The organism is Bradyrhizobium sp. SUTN9-2 (assembly GCF_003122645.1).
Classification (GTDB): Bacteria; Pseudomonadota; Alphaproteobacteria; order Rhizobiales; family Xanthobacteraceae; genus Bradyrhizobium; species Bradyrhizobium yuanmingense.
The window spans coordinates 702,322-716,718 of the sequence record NZ_LAXE01000001.1; the positions used below are offsets into that span (position 1 = coordinate 702,322).

General features: G+C 65.0%; 15 protein-coding genes. 9 read left to right on the plus strand and 6 right to left on the minus strand.

Annotated features, from left to right (window positions below; translation table 11 throughout):
* Window positions 1-123: 123 nt before the first annotated feature.
* From XF30_RS03275 to XF30_RS03285, 3 genes are all read right to left on the minus strand, one after another.
* Window positions 124-864: an SDR family oxidoreductase gene (locus XF30_RS03275; RefSeq protein WP_109141907.1), complete on the minus strand. Its 741-nt coding sequence runs from the start codon at window positions 862-864 to the stop codon at window positions 124-126.
* Window positions 865-867: 3 nt separating this feature from the next.
* On the minus strand, window positions 868-2,193 hold the full coding sequence (locus XF30_RS03280) for an FAD-binding oxidoreductase (protein ID WP_109141908.1): 1,326 nt from the start codon (window positions 2,191-2,193) through the stop codon (window positions 868-870).
* A gap of 173 nt (window positions 2,194-2,366) precedes the next feature.
* A complete protein-coding gene (locus tag XF30_RS03285) occupies window positions 2,367-3,173 on the minus strand; it encodes an undecaprenyl-diphosphate phosphatase (protein WP_036003355.1) in 807 nt (268 codons plus the stop codon).
* Between the two features lie 169 nt (window positions 3,174-3,342).
* Here XF30_RS03285 and XF30_RS03290 point away from each other — a divergent pair, with 169 nt between their 5' ends.
* From XF30_RS03290 to XF30_RS03300, 3 genes are all read left to right on the plus strand, one after another.
* Window positions 3,343-4,035, plus strand: a complete 693-nt coding sequence (locus tag XF30_RS03290) for a glutathione S-transferase family protein (RefSeq protein ID WP_036024387.1) — start codon at window positions 3,343-3,345, stop codon at window positions 4,033-4,035.
* Window positions 3,984-5,159, plus strand: a complete 1,176-nt coding sequence (queG, locus tag XF30_RS03295) for a tRNA epoxyqueuosine(34) reductase QueG (protein ID WP_036003349.1) — start codon at window positions 3,984-3,986, stop codon at window positions 5,157-5,159. The genes XF30_RS03290 and queG overlap by 52 nt, the downstream gene beginning before the upstream one ends.
* A gap of 181 nt (window positions 5,160-5,340) precedes the next feature.
* A complete protein-coding gene (locus XF30_RS03300; RefSeq protein ID WP_109141909.1) occupies window positions 5,341-6,138 on the plus strand; it encodes an acyl-CoA thioesterase domain-containing protein in 798 nt (265 codons plus the stop codon).
* 129 nt (window positions 6,139-6,267) lie between these two features.
* On the opposite strand, the gene XF30_RS03305 is transcribed toward XF30_RS03300, so the two are convergent.
* Window positions 6,268-6,735, minus strand: coding sequence for a nuclear transport factor 2 family protein (locus XF30_RS03305; RefSeq protein ID WP_109141910.1), 468 nt, complete (start codon window positions 6,733-6,735; stop codon window positions 6,268-6,270).
* A 194-nt stretch (window positions 6,736-6,929) separates the two neighbouring features.
* Window positions 6,930-7,718: an alpha/beta hydrolase gene (locus XF30_RS03310; protein ID WP_109141911.1), complete on the minus strand. Its 789-nt coding sequence runs from the start codon at window positions 7,716-7,718 to the stop codon at window positions 6,930-6,932.
* Window positions 7,719-7,969: 251 nt separating this feature from the next.
* On the opposite strand from XF30_RS03310, the gene infC reads away from it, so the two are divergent.
* The gene (gene infC, locus XF30_RS03315; protein WP_074447655.1) at window positions 7,970-8,509 is read left to right on the plus strand and encodes a translation initiation factor IF-3; all 540 of its coding nucleotides are present in this window, start codon (window positions 7,970-7,972) and stop codon (window positions 8,507-8,509) included.
* Between the two features lie 68 nt (window positions 8,510-8,577).
* On the opposite strand, the gene XF30_RS03320 is transcribed toward infC, so the two are convergent.
* A complete protein-coding gene (locus XF30_RS03320; RefSeq protein WP_036024380.1) occupies window positions 8,578-8,973 on the minus strand; it encodes a hypothetical protein in 396 nt (131 codons plus the stop codon).
* A 275-nt stretch (window positions 8,974-9,248) separates the two neighbouring features.
* On the opposite strand from XF30_RS03320, the gene rpmI reads away from it, so the two are divergent.
* The 5 genes from rpmI (at window position 9,249) to XF30_RS03345 (ending at window position 14,358) form a co-directional block, all read left to right on the plus strand.
* Entirely contained in the window at window positions 9,249-9,449 is a 201-nt protein-coding gene (gene rpmI, locus XF30_RS03325; RefSeq protein ID WP_008539890.1) for a 50S ribosomal protein L35, read from the plus strand.
* 80 nt (window positions 9,450-9,529) lie between these two features.
* Window positions 9,530-9,889 carry a 50S ribosomal protein L20 gene (gene rplT / locus XF30_RS03330; RefSeq protein ID WP_027550107.1) on the plus strand — a complete coding sequence of 120 codons (360 nt, stop codon included), beginning with the start codon at window positions 9,530-9,532 and terminating at the stop codon, window positions 9,887-9,889.
* Between the two features lie 214 nt (window positions 9,890-10,103).
* Entirely contained in the window at window positions 10,104-11,186 is a 1,083-nt protein-coding gene (gene pheS, locus XF30_RS03335) for a phenylalanine--tRNA ligase subunit alpha (RefSeq protein ID WP_109141912.1), read from the plus strand.
* On the plus strand, window positions 11,183-13,591 hold the full coding sequence (pheT, locus tag XF30_RS03340; RefSeq protein ID WP_109141913.1) for a phenylalanine--tRNA ligase subunit beta: 2,409 nt from the start codon (window positions 11,183-11,185) through the stop codon (window positions 13,589-13,591). Before pheS ends, pheT begins: the two co-directional genes overlap by 4 nt.
* Window positions 13,588-14,358, plus strand: coding sequence for a sulfite exporter TauE/SafE family protein (locus XF30_RS03345; RefSeq protein ID WP_109141914.1), 771 nt, complete (start codon window positions 13,588-13,590; stop codon window positions 14,356-14,358). The genes pheT and XF30_RS03345 overlap by 4 nt, the downstream gene beginning before the upstream one ends.
* Window positions 14,359-14,397 lie beyond the last annotated feature (39 nt).

Here is a 14,397-nt window from a genome sequence, read left to right on the forward strand (position 1 = left end):
GGTACAGGTCTCTCGAAGACCGCTCGTGCGGAGAGAGGCCCCTCACCCCAACCCTCTCCCCGTAAGAACGGGGCGAGGGGGGTGCACTGTCGCTGGAGCGAAGACTGGCCTGTTACACGACTTTCAAAACTTCAGCTTCTTGAACACCGCTTCCGGCAGCGTCTTGATGATCAGCATCACGAGACGCCATCTGCCGCTGACATAGACGATGTCGGTCTTGCTCTCGACGGCGCGAAGGATCGCAGCGCCGACGACGGGGGCTTCGACGGTGAGCGGGCCGATCAGCTTCATGCCTTCGGTCATCCTGGTGCGGACGAAGCCGGGCTTGACCGTGACGACGTGGACGCCGCCACGGCTGGCGCGGGCGCGCAGGCCGGACAGGAAGGCGGAGAAGCCGGCCTTGGCCGAGCCATAGACATAGTTGGAGGCGCGGCCGCGATCGCCGGCGACCGAGGACACGCCGACCAGCGTGCCGCTGCCGCGGCCCAAGAACTTCTCCGCGAAAAGGCCGAGGATCAGCGCCGGACCTTCGTAGTTGGAGCGCATGATCGCGGTGGCCTGGGCGAGATCGCTCTGCGCGCTCTCTTGCACACCAAGCAGGCCGACGATCGAGATGACGACATCGGGCAGCGCGGGCAGGCCGCCGACGAAGCCCTCGAACGAGGCGGTGTCGAGCACGTCGAATGTGTGAACACCGACCTCGACATTGTAGCGCGCGCGAAGATCGGTGGCGTCAGGCTCCAGCGCGCCGACGTCGCGGCCGGCGAGCCCCACATCGTATCCCGCTTTGGCAAAGGCGCGCGCCGTGGCGCGGCCGATGTCGGATGAGCCGCCCAGCACCAGTACAGACTTGCGCGACGTCACGGCCTAGACCTCATCGAACAGACGTTGTGAAAGCTTGGAGCGGATGTTGCCGGCGGGGTCGAGCGCTTTGCGGATCGCGTTGAAGCGCGGCAAGGCGGGATAGCCGGCTTCGAGCGTCTCGCGCGACTGGCGTGCATCCTTGGCAAGATAGAGCCGGCCACCGGCCGCGACAACGAGACGGTCGATCTCGTCGAGAAAATTCAGGATGTCGCCGCGCACAGGGAAATCCAGCGCCAGCGTGTAGCCGGGCAGCGGAAACGACAGGATGCCCTCGCCCTCGCCGAGCTTCTTCAGCACCGCGAGGAAGGAGGCATCGCCGCGCCGCGCGACGCGACCCAGAATCTCGCCGAGCACGTCGCGCGCGCCGTTCTCGGGTATCACGCATTGATGCTGCAGAAAGCCGCGCTTGCCGTAGATGCGATTCCAGTCGGCAAGGCTGTCGAGCGGGAAGAAATAGGGATAGAGCGAGACCACATGGCTGCCGCCGGCGCGGCGCGCGCCCATGCGGTAGTACAGCTCGTTGAAGGCGCGGATGCTGAAGCGGTTCAGCGTCATCGAGGGCAAATCGATGGGCACGCCAAGACCGGGATGCTTGCCGACGGGAAACGCCGCGGCGCCGGCAGGAAGCTCGTCCTTGCCGGCGTGCTCCCCGAGATAGATCAGCGAGCGGCCGAGATCCTTGCCGCGGGCAGCGCAATCGATCCAGGCCACCGAATAAGTTGCGGCATCGCCTGCATCGAGCGCGCGCATCGCGGCATCGAGATCGGATGCCGAGATCACGCGCTCGCGGATCCATCCCGTTTCGACCTTGCGCAGCCGCAAGGTCGCTTCGAGGATGACCCCGGTCAGGCCCATGCCGCCGATTGTCGCAAAGAATGCGTCGGAGTTCTGCTCGCGCGAGGCTTCGATCAATTCGCCCTCGCCCGTGCGCAGCAGGATGCTGTCGACATAGCGGCCGAAGCCGCCTTCACAATGGTGATTCTTGCCGTGCACGTCGGCGGCGATGGCGCCGCCAATCGACACGAAACGCGTGCCGGGCAGCACGAAGGGCAGGAAGCCGCGCGGGCCGAAGGTCTCGATCAGGTCCGAGAGCAGCACGCCGGCCTCGAGGCGGATTCGGCCGGTCGCCGGATCGAACCACCTGATGCGGTCGAAGCCCGTCATCGTCACGGTCCTGACGGTCCCGATCGCGGCATCGCCATAGGCACGGCCATTGCCGCGCGCCACGGTGCCGGACACGATGGCGTCGGCAACCGACGCGAACGCGCGCGGACGCAGCATCTCGGTATCGACGACCGGGAAGCGCCCCCAGCCGCTGACGAGGGTCATGGCTCAGCTCCTGCGCCGGCGCGCCGCCCGGCATTGCGAAACTGAGTACCGATCAAAAGCTTATATTGCGTTGAAAGCGTAGCCCGGATGGAGCGCAGCGTATTCCGGGATCGTGCCCCAAGTGACGACGGACCGGGATGCGCTGCGCTCCATCCGGGCTACGGACCAAGGGCCTACCGTCCCAGCGCCAGCGCGATCAGGCCGAGGGTGCCGACGATGACGCGCCACCAGGCGAACAGCAGGAAACCGTGCCGGGTGACATAGGTCAAAAACGTCTTCACCACGATGATCGCGGTGATGAACGACACCACGAAGCCGATCGCGACGATGTTGATGTGGTCCATCGTCATCTCGGCGCGGCTCTTGTAGAAGTCGTAGGCGAACGCGCCGATCATGGTGGGGATCGCCAGAAAGAACGAGAATTCCGCCGCCGCGCGCTTGTCGGCTCCGAGCAACATCGCGGCGACGATGCTGGCGCCGGAGCGCGACACGCCCGGGATCATGGCCACGCACTGCGCGATGCCGATATAGAGATACATCAAGAGCGGAAATCTGGTGGCATCATACTCGCGCGGCTTGAGCTCGAGCTTGTCGACCCAGAGCAGGACGGCGCCGCCGACGATCAGTGTGAAGCAGATGACCCACGGATTGAACAGCAGGAGCTTGATGTACTTACCGGCGACGAGGCCGACGATGACAGCGGGCAGGAATGCGACCAGCACGCCGATCACGAAGCGGCGAGCATAGGCATCGCCCGTGAACAGGCCGATGACGACGTCCCACAGCTTGCGGAAGTACAGCCCCACGATCGCGAGAATCGCGCCCAGCTGGATCAGAACCGTAAACGAATCCCAGAACGCGCCTTCGCCGAGATGAAAGAAGCGCTCGGCGATCAGGAGGTGGCCGGTCGAGGATACGGGAAGGAACTCGGTCACGCCCTCGATGATGCCGAGGATCACTGCCCGTATAGCGTCTGACATATTTACGGTCCATTTCGGCTGGAAAAGCGGGGCTCTTCTCGCCTATTCGACCCCATGCCGCAATCGCAAAATGCCAAATCACGCCCTTGCTTCGAGGTTTTGAAGGACTAGTGTGGCGCCGCACAAACATTGATGGATTCTTAAGCACCATCACATAGTCAAAGGCTTCATGTTTACGCTGTTTCATCATCCGTTCTGTCCGCATTCGCGCTTCATTCGCCTGATCGCGGGTGAATACGGGCTCGACCTGAAGCTGATCGAGGAGCGCAGCTGGGAGCGGCGCGAGGCGTTTCTGCTGCTCAATGCGGCCGGCACCACGCCCGTGCTGGTGGACGACGAGCAGCCGCCGATTCCGGGCGCGGCCATCATCGCCGAATATGTCGATGAGGCCTATGGGGCCGGGATGGGCCCCAAGCGCCTGATGCCGGAGACGCTTGCCGAGCGTGTCGAGGTGCGCCGGCTGATGGCCTGGTTCAACGAAAAGTTCTTCGAGGAAGTCTCGCATCCACTCGTCACCGAGCGCATCTACAAGCGCTTCATGAGCGAGGAGAACGGCGGCGGGCCGCCTTCGGCCGACGTGATGCGCGCAGCGAAGGCCAATGTGCGCTATCATCTGGCCTATATCGGCTGGCTGGCGCAGACCCGCAACTTCCTCGCCGGCGACCGGCTCACCTACGCGGATCTCGCCGCCGCGGCGCACCTTTCGGCGATCGACTATCTGGGCGACGTGCCATGGAGCGAGGACGACGCAGCAAAGGCGTGGTACGCGCGGGTGAAATCCCGCCCGTCGTTCCGTCCGCTCCTCAGCGAATGGCTGGCCGGCGTGCCGGCGTCGCGGACCTATGTGGACCTGGATTTCTGAGCTGCGACCCGACTGAACTGAAGGCGGCGCTGGCGCGCGAAGCGCACGCGCTCGGCTTCGACTGCATCGGCGTCACCGCGCCGGGCTCGATCGATGCAGCCGGACAACACTTCCTCGAATTCATCGCCTCGGGCGGCCATGGCGACATGGATTGGCTTGCGAACCAGCCGGAGCGCCGCGTCGACCCGCGCGGGCTGTGGGCCGATGTGCGCAGCGTGATCATGCTCGGCGTCAATTACGGTCCCGACTCCGATCCGCTCGCGATCCTGAAGCAGCGCGCGCGCGCGGCGATCTCGGTCTATGCGCAAGGCGACGACTATCACGACCTCATCAAGAAGCGGCTGAAGGCGCTGGCGCGCTGGCTGGTCGCGACCGCGCCGAGCGAGGTGAAGGTGTTCGTCGACACCGCGGCAGTGATGGAGAAGCCGCTGGCGCAGGCCGCGCATCTGGGCTGGCAGGGCAAGCACACCAATCTCGTCTCGCGCGAGTTCGGCTCGTGGCTGTTTCTCGGCGCGATCTACACCACGCTGGAGCTGCCGCGCGACGAACCCGAGATCGATCATTGCGGCTCGTGCCGAGCCTGCCTCGACATCTGCCCGACCGCGGCGTTTCCAGCGCCCTACAAGCTAGATGCGCGGCGCTGCATCTCCTATCTCACCATCGAGAACAAGGGCCCGATCCCGCACGAGTTTCGCAAGAGCATCGGCAACCGCATCTATGGCTGCGATGATTGCCTTGCCGCCTGCCCCTGGAACAAGTTTGCGCAAGAGGGGCGTGAGGCAAAACTCGCCGCGCGCGACGAGTTGCGCGCGCCCTCGCTCGCTGAGCTGGCACGGCTGGACGACGCGGCATTCCGTGCGCTGTTCACGAAATCGCCGGTGAAGCGCATCGGCCGCGACCGGTTCGTGCGCAATGTGCTGATTGCGATCGGCAATTCGGGCGAGGTCGCGCTGGCTGAGGCGGCGCGGCGATTGTTGGATGACGCAAGTCCGCTGGTGCGCGGCGCGGCGGTGTGGGCGCTCGGGCAATTGCTGGCGCGGGAAGAGTTTGAGGCAATGAAGGGTGCTGCGATCAGTAACGAGCACGACGAGAGTGTGCGCAAGGAGTGGCGCGCCGCTTCCTAGCTCACCGTAGTCATTCCCCGCGAAGGCGGGGAATCCAGTACGCCGCGGCCTATCGATTCAATCACAACTGCCGCGGAGTACTGGATCGCCCGGTCAAGCCGGGCGATGACACTCGTGTTGTGGCTGGCACATGCTCTCACCACCCTTGATTTCCCCGCCCATTCCCGCAATCTCGCGAGTCATGACAAGCATGCCTTTCTTCACCCGCGACGGCGATACATTCCATCCGACGGAAGTCGCCAACGGTCCATGGGATCCGAAATCGCTGCACGGACGCGTCATCGTCGGCCTGCTCGGCTTCGTCATCGAGGAGCGCCATTCCGGGCCCGAATTCGTGCCGGCGCGGCTCACGGTCGACATGTTCCGGCTGCCGACCATCGACAAGCCGATCGAAGTGACGACGCGGCTGGTGCGCGACGGCATGCGCATCCGCGTGGTGGAAGCGGAGTTCTTTTCCGGCGGGGTCAGCATGGCGCGCGCCTCGTGCCAGCTGCTGCGCAAGACGCAAAATCCCGATGGGAATGTCTGGTCGCCGCCGAACTGGGACGCACCGAAGCCGGCCGAGATCCCCAAGCCGGCCGATCCCAGGCTCGGCATGAACGGCAAATGGGCGACGCGCCCGATCGTCGGCCATATGGGCTCGCTCGGCCCGCGCAGATTGTGGATGAGCGAGGTGCGTGAGCTCGTCGCGGGCACCCCGATGACGCCGTTCGTCCGCGTCGCCACCGGCGCCGATTTTGCGAGCCCGTTTGCCAATGCCGGCGAGCAGGGGCTCGGCTACATCAACAGCGATGTCACGATCTATCTGCACCGCCTGCCGGCGACGGAGTGGATCGGCTTCGAGGTGGTGAACCACCACGCCACCGACGGTGTCGCGATCGGCGAATGCTGGCTCTATGACGAACAGGGTCCGATCGGCACCGCGACGGTGGCCGCGCTGGCGCAGCGCAAGCCGATGGTGAATCCGTCGAAGCGGTAGGAGCGCGCGCCTCTCTCCGGTCGTCATTCCGGGATGCGCCGTCAGGCGCAGACCCGGAATCCATCGGGCCGCAGGCCAAGAGTTGAAATGGATTCCGGGTTCGCGCTTCGCGCGCCCCGGAATGACGACCTAGTCCAAATGCCGCTGCATCTCCGGCCGCGCCTTCAGTTCGGCACCCTGCTTGGCGACGATCTTCGCGATCCGCGCCGGGGCGAAGTTCAAATCGACGAACGCCGGCGCGGTGTTGGCGACCTCGTGATAGCTCGCGATCTTGCCGCCCTTCAGCGTCATGATCGCCACGCCCTCGAACATCGCCCGCGCGCCGTTTGCTTCCGGCAATGTCGATCTGTAGCTGAAGGTGTAGCGCGCATAGAGCGTGGTGCCGTCGGTGACGGGATCGTGCATGTCCCAGCGGAAATCGGTCGCCGTGCGGTAGAACCAGTCGTCGATCATCGCGGCGATCTTCGCGCGGCCGGCGAAGGCGCCGTAGAAGACATCGTGATAGACGCCGTCCTCGGTGAACAGCTGGGCGAAGGCTTCGCCGTTGCGCTGCTCGACGGCATCGCAGAAGGCGCGCAGCATGGCGGTAGTGGTCATTGGCGTTGCCTCCCAGTTGTTATGCCCTCTCCCCTTGCGGGAGAGGCCAGCTCCGCTCGTTGACGCGCATTTCGTTCGGGTGAGGGGTTGCTTCCGCGAGTCCAACTCTCATTCGGGCCCGTGGAGAGAACCCCTCATCCGACTTCGCTTCGCGAAGCCACCTTCTCCCGCAAGGGGAGAAGGAAGATGACACATCACCCGATCTCAGCCACCGCCGCAAGAATGCGCGCGATGTCCTGCGGGCGGGAGAGGCGGTGATCGCCGTCCTGGATCATGGTCAGCACGACGTCGTCGGCCGGCAGGCGATGAGTCAGCGCAAACGCGTGCTGCCAGGGCACATCAGGGTCCTTCGCGCCTTGCAGGATGCGGACGGGGCAGCCGAGATCGATGGCGCTGCCCAGCACGAGGTGGTTGCGTCCCTCCTCGATCAGGTTGCGCGTGATCGGATAGGGCGAGCCGTCGCCATATTCCGATGGGCGCAGCCAGAAGCCCTTGGTCTCGATCTCCTTCTTCACTGCGGGCGAAAAATTCTTCCACATCAGCTCTTCGGTGAAATCGGGCGCCGGCGCGATCAGCACGAGCCCTGCAAGCGACGCTTTGCCGGCACGCTTCCTGATCTCGCGGGCGAGCAGCAGCGCCATCCAGCCGCCCATCGACGAGCCGATCAGGATTTGCGGGCCGTCGCAGAAGCGTTCGAGCACCGCAACGCTATCCTCGAGCCAGCTGCCGATCGTCCCAATGGCGAAATCGCCGCTGGATTCGCCGTGGCCGGAATAGTCGAACCGGACGATTGCGCGGCCGTGCTCGTGGGCCCAGGCATCCAGCGCCACGGCCTTGCCGCCCTGCATGTCCGACTTGAATCCGCCCAGCCAGACCAGGCCGGGGCCTTTTCCGGGACGGCGGCGCACCGCGATTCTGCGTGCGGACGGCCCCTCGCCCACCTCGATGAACTCAAGCACGGCATCGGGAATTGCGTCGGTCATGGAACGTTTACTCTGGCTGTGCGGTTTGAGCTGTCCGGACCTGTTCCGAAAGTACGACCGGCATCGGTATTGGTCCTTTGGGACGCTTGCGGAACAGAGGCAAGGTGTCTATGTCGGTCAGCGTGCCGAGGGCCGTGACCAAAATGCCTCGCATTTGAGGGTTTTTCGCGCCTCGCACCAGCGACTTGCTTGCCGGCAAACGCATCTTCCTTCAAAATAGCCGCTTCTTTCACAACTTTGGAGAACCACCCATTCGCCGTCCTAATAAAGCTCCGCCCGCTGCCAGCAAAGACGGGCCGCGCATCAATGATGATATCCGCAATGCGCAGATCCAGCTGATCGACCAGACCGGTGACAACAAAGGCACGGTCGAGACCGTCGTCGCCATCCGCATGGCGCAGGAAGTCGGGATGGATCTGGTCGAGATTTCGCCGAATACCAGCCCTCCCGTCTGCAAGATCATGGATTACGGGAAGTACAAGTATTCCGCTCAGAAGAAAGCCGCGGAAGCCCGCAAACGGCAGAAGACCGTCGAGATCAAGGAGATCAAGCTCCGTCCGATGATCGACGACCACGATTACGACGTGAAGATGCGCGCGATGCAGCGCTTCTTCGAAGAGGGTGACAAGGTCAAGATCACGCTGCGCTATCGCGGCCGCGAAATGGCGCACCAGGAGATCGGCACCAAGTTGCTCGACAAGATCAAGACCGACGTCGCCGAGCTCGCCAAGGTCGAGCAGGACGCGCGGTTCGAAGGTCGCCAGGTCGTAATGGTGCTGGCGCCGCGCTGACGCGCAACGCTTTAGGACCTCGAGAATTTCAACGGCCCGTCCGGATCCCCGGCGGGCCGTTTTGTGTGTCAGGTCCTCGTCGCCTGCCAGGTTCCGCTGCACTGGTCGCCGGAGATAATTCCCTTCCACGACCCGGCGCCGTTCACGCCGGCGAGCCGGCCACCACCACTGGCGTGGGAGGCGCCGACCGAGACCTGCACGGCGACAGCGCCGGAACGGTTGACCCGGCCCGAGACCCGGCCGCCGCCGGCGGAGGAGACGCGGGTGCCGGTCACGGTGAAGGGAACGCTGTAGCCCGAGCTGCAATTGCCGCGGGTGGTGGCGAAGGTGACGTTCCAGATGCCGTCATAGCCGCCGGCGCGGGCGTCAGCCGCCTGTGGCAGCGCAGCCGCGGCGAGCACGGCGAACAGCGCCAGAGGGCGCGGGCGGGCGAATGAAATCAGAAGTTGCGGGAAATGAGCCATTTTGGACCTGCTTCAGGCGAGAAGGCTTGGACATGAGGGGTGGCAGCGTTCAATAGTCGGCGGGCAGGTTGCGGCGGTTCATCGTTGCCAATTGGCCTGTCCTCTGTCATAAGCCCAGCCTTCACCGCCCGGCTGATTTACGGGCTGCCGTGGCGGTGTCTCGTGCGGGTTTCGCGCCTGTTCGCAAAACTTGAGCACAATCAACGCTCTAACGAGCATTTTTGACGGTCCAGCCGCCTTCGCGGGCGGATCTCTGTGGCCATTAGGAGAGCCAAATGCCCAAGCTGAAGACCAAATCGGGCGCTAAAAAGCGCTTCAAGGTGACTGCCACCGGCAAAGTGATGCACGCCCAGCGCGGCAAGCGTCACGGCATGATCAAGCGGACGAAGAAGCAGATCCGTCAGCTCCGCGGCACCCGCGTGCTGTTCAAGACCGACGGCGACAACGTCAAGAAGTACTTCTTGCCGAACGCCTGATCGGGTCCACGATCATTGCCACCTCTGCCGCGCATCCCGCGGCGATCCGATAACCAAAGTCATCTCTGAAGGATCTCGTCATGTCTCGCGTCAAACGCGGTGTGACCGCCCACGCCAAGCACAAGAAAGTCTACAAGGCCGCCAAGGGCTTCTATGGCCGCCGCAAGAACACCATCCGCGCCGCCAAGCCGGCCGTGGAGAAGGCCCAGCAATACGCCTTCCGCGACCGCAAGCGTCGCAAGCGCACCTTCCGCGCGCTCTGGATCCAGCGCCTCAACGCCGCGGTCCGTCCGTTCGGCCTGACCTACAGCCGATTTATCGACGGCCTTGCCAAGTCGGGCATCACCGTGGACCGCAAGGTGCTGTCGGATCTCGCGATCCGCGAGCCCGCCGCGTTCCAAGCGATCGCCGAGAAGGCCAAAGCCGCGCTGGCGGCGTAAGCCGCCCCACTGCGCGACTTGCGCAGCGTTCAGCTTGTGATGGCCCGGGCAGAGGCGCGTGTCGCGCGTTCATCGCCCCGGCCGTCATCTCTCGCGCATACACTTCTCCGACGTGGATGCCCGGCGAATCTAACGCGAAGATGCGCTTCGCGCTTTTGGCCGGGCGTGACGGGCTAGGATCATCGGCTCAGCATCCTGGCCAAAAGGGATTGCCATGACCGATCTTGCCCAGCTCCAAGCCCAGATCATCGCCGACATCGCCGCCGCTGCCGACGAGGCCGCGCTCGAGGGCGTGCGTGTTGCAGCCCTCGGCAAGAAGGGCTCGATCTCGGCGCTGCTCGCCACGCTCGGCAAGATGTCGCCGGACGAGCGCAAGACGCAAGGCGCGGCGATCAACCAGGCCAAGGACGAAGTCAGCCAGGCGCTTGCTGCGCGGCGCGACGTGCTGAAGTCGGCGGCGCTCGATGCGCGGCTGGCGTCCGAGACCGTCGACGTGACCCTGCCGCTGCGCGATGCGCCGGCTGAGGCCGGCCGCATCCATCCGCTGAGCCAGGTCTGGGACGAGCTCACCACCATCTTCGCCGACATGGGATTCTCGGTGGCCGAAGGCCCCGACATCGAGACCGACGATTACAACTTCACCAAGCTGAATTTCCCGGAAGGCCATCCGGCGCGCGAGATGCACGACACGTTCTTCTTCCATCCGAAGCAGGACGGCTCGCGCATGCTGCTGCGGACCCACACCTCGCCGGTGCAGGTGCGCACCATGCTGAGCCAGAAGCCGCCGATCCGCGTGATCTGCCCGGGCCGCACCTATCGCATCGATTCGGACGCGACCCACACGCCGCAATTCCACCAGGTCGAGGGCCTCGTCATCGACAAGAGCTCGCATCTCGGCCATCTCAAATGGATCCTGCACGAGTTCTGCAAGGCGTTCTTCGAGGTCGACCACATCAACATGCGCTTCCGGCCCTCGTTCTTCCCGTTCACCGAGCCTTCGCTCGAAGTCGACATCCAGTGCCGCCGCGACAAGGGCGAGATCCGCTTCGGCGAGGGCGAGGATTGGCTCGAGATTCTCGGCTGCGGCATGGTGCATCCGAACGTGCTGCGCGCCTGTGGCATCGATCCCGACGAGTACCAGGGCTTCGCCTGGGGCATGGGCATCGACCGCATCGCCATGCTGAAATACGGCATCGCCGATTTGCGCCAGCTGTTCGACAGCGACGTCCGCTGGCTGAGCCACTATGGCTTCAAGCCGCTCGAAGTGCCAACGCTTGCCGGAGGGCTCAGCACGTGAAATTCACCCTCTCCTGGCTGAAGGATCATCTCGAGACCGACGAGCCGCTCGAAAAACTCGCCGACAAGCTCACCATGATCGGGCTCGAGGTCGAGAACATCGAGGACAAGGCGAAGGCGCTGAAGCCGTTCACCATTGCGAAGGTGATCTCGGCCGAGCAGCATCCGAATGCGGATCGCCTGCGCGTCTGCATGGTCGACACCGGCGACGGTGGTGCGCCGGTGCAGGTGGTGTGCGGCGCGCCGAATGCGCGCGCCGGGCTCGTCAGCGTGTTCTCGCCGCCCGGCACCTACATTCCCGGCAAGGATATCACGCTCGGTGTCGGCACCATCCGCGGCGTCGAGAGCCGCGGCATGCTGTGCTCGGCGGCCGAGCTGCAGATCTCCAATGATCATGACGGCATCATGGAATTGCCGGCGGACGCGCCCATTGGTGCGGCCTATGCCGAATGGGCCGGCCTCGGGGATCCCGTCATCGAGATCAATCTGACGCCGAACCGGCAGGACTGCACCGGCGTGCACGGCATCGCGCGCGATCTCGCCGCCGCCGACATGGGCAAGTTCAAGGATCCCACCATCAAGCCGGTCAAGGGCGAATTCCCCTGTCCCGTGAAGGTGACGGTCGAGGATGCCACGCTGTGCCCGGGCTTTGCGCTCCGTCTCGTGCGCGGGGTCAAGAATGGGCCGTCACCGGAATGGCTGCAGAAGCGGCTGACCGCGATCGGCCTGCGTCCGATCAACGCGCTGGTCGACATCACCAATTTTGTGACCTACGACCGCGCACGCCCGCTGCACGTGTTCGACGCCAAGAAGGTGAAGGGCAATCTCGTCGTGCGCCGCGCGCGCGAGGGCGAGAGCCTGCTGGCGCTCGACGGCCGCACCTACAATCTCGATCCCGCCATTTGCGTGATCGCGGACGAGCACGGCGTCGAATCGCTCGCCGGCATCATGGGCGGCGAAGCATCGGGCTGCGACGAGAACACCACAGACGTGCTGATCGAATCGGCGCTGTGGAACGAGATCAACATCGCCCAGACCGGCCGCAAGCTCGGCATCAATTCGGACGCGCGCTACCGCTTCGAACGCGGCGTCGATCCGGCCTTCATGGTGCCCGGCATCGAGCTCGCGACCAAGCTGGTGATGGAGATGTGCGGCGGCACGCCGTCCGAAACGATCGTGGTCGGCAAATCATTCGCCGACGACCACATGATCGACTTCCCGGTCACGGAAGTGAAGCGCCTCTCCGGCATCGAGGTGCCGCAGGTCGAGATGAAGCGCATCCTGACCCATCTCGGCTTCATGATGGCGGGTCCCGGCCCGGTGGTAAAGGTCGCAGTGCCCTCGTGGCGCTCCGACGTGCACGGCAAGGCCGACATCGTCGAGGAGATCGTCCGCATCTTCGGCGTCGACAAGGTGCCGATGACGCCGTTCGAGCGCGGCGACGAGCCGCGCAAGCCGGTGCTGACGCCGCTGCAGCTGCGCAACCGCCGCGCGCGGCGCGCGCTCGCGAGCCGCGGCATGGTCGAAGCCGTGACCTGGTCGTTCATCGCCAAGCCTGCGGCCGAATTGTTCGGCGGCGGACAGCGCGAGCTCGAGGTTGCCAACCCGATCGCCTCGGATCTCTCCGACATGCGCCCGACCCTGCTGGCCGGCCTGATCGCGGCGGCGCAGGCCAATGCCGATCGCGGCTTCGGCGATGTCGCGCTGTTCGAGGTCGGCCAGGTGTTCAAGGGCGATCGCCCGCAGGACCAGTTCATGGCGGCGAGTGGCGTGCGCCGCGGCCTTGCTTCGTCCGAAGGGCTCGGCCGGCACTGGACCGGCTCGGCGCAGGCCGACGTGTTCGACGCCAAGGCCGATGCGCTGGCGGTGCTGGCGGCCGCCGGCGCGCCGATGCAGGCTCTGCAGATCGTGGCGGGTGGTCCCGGCTGGCTGCATCCGGGCCGCTCCGGCACGATCCAGATCGGGCCGCAGAACGTGCTCGGATATTTCGGCGAAGTGCACCCCAGAGCGCTCGAAGCGCTCGGCGCCGACGGGCCGCTTGTCGTGTTCGAGGTGATCCTCGACCGCATCCCCGAGGCGAAGAAGAAGCCGACGCGCGCCAAGCCCTTGATCGAGCTCTCGGCGTTCCAGCCGGTGTCGCGTGACTTCGCTTTCATCGTCGACCGCGCCGTCAAGGCCGGCGACATCGTTCGCGCGGCGCAAGGCGTCGACAAGAAGCTGATCACCGGCGTCAATGTCTTCGATATCTACGAAGGCAAGGGCATCGATGACGGCAAGAAGTCGATCGCGATCGCGATCACGCTGCAGCCGCGCGAGAAAACCCTGACCGATCAGGAGATCGAGGCCGTCGCCACGAAGATCGTGGCCGAGGTCACCAAGAAGACCGGCGGTACGTTGCGCGGATGAGTCCTGCTGACTTCCTTCCGAAGGACGTCAGCCTCACGATCGCGGCGGCGCTCTGCGCCGTCGCTTTCGTTTCGGGCACAGCGCGCGGCTTCTCCGGCTTCGGTTCGGCGCTGATCTTCATGCCGCTGGCGAGCAGCATCGCGGCACCGCGGCTCGTTGCTGCCCTGCTTCTCGTCATCGATTTCGTCGCAGCCGCGCCGCTGCTGCCGGATGCATGGCGGAAGGCCGATCGCAAGGCCACGGCCGTGATAGTGCTGGGCGCGCTGATCGGCGTACCCATCGGCACCTATTTCCTCAGCGTGCTCGAACCCGTTACCACGCGCTGGATCATCTCCTGCTTCGTAGCGGCGCTGCTCCTTCTGCTGCTGTCGGGCTGGCGCTATCGCGGCAAGGACCATGCCTTTCTGTCGGTCGGCATCGGCGGCCTCTCCGGCTTCTGCAGCGGGCTCGCGCAAACCGGCGGCCCGCCGATCGTCGGCTACTGGCTCGGCCGCCCGATCGCGCCGATGGTCGCGCGCGCCAACATCGTGCTGTTCTTCGGCGCCTCGGATTTCTTCTCGATGATCAGCTACGCGGCGACCGGCCTGATCAGCCGCGAATCGCTGGTGCTGTCGCTGATCGTCGGCCCGGTCTATGCGGTTGGCGTTGCGTTCGGCAGCTCATTGTTCGGCCGCGCCAGCGAGAGGGTGTTTCGCGGCATCTGCTATGCGCTGATTGCGATGGCGGTGATCTTTGGATTGCCGGTGCTGGATGGCGTGCTGCGGTAACATCTCCGCTGTCGTCCCGGGGCGCGCGTAGCGCGAGCC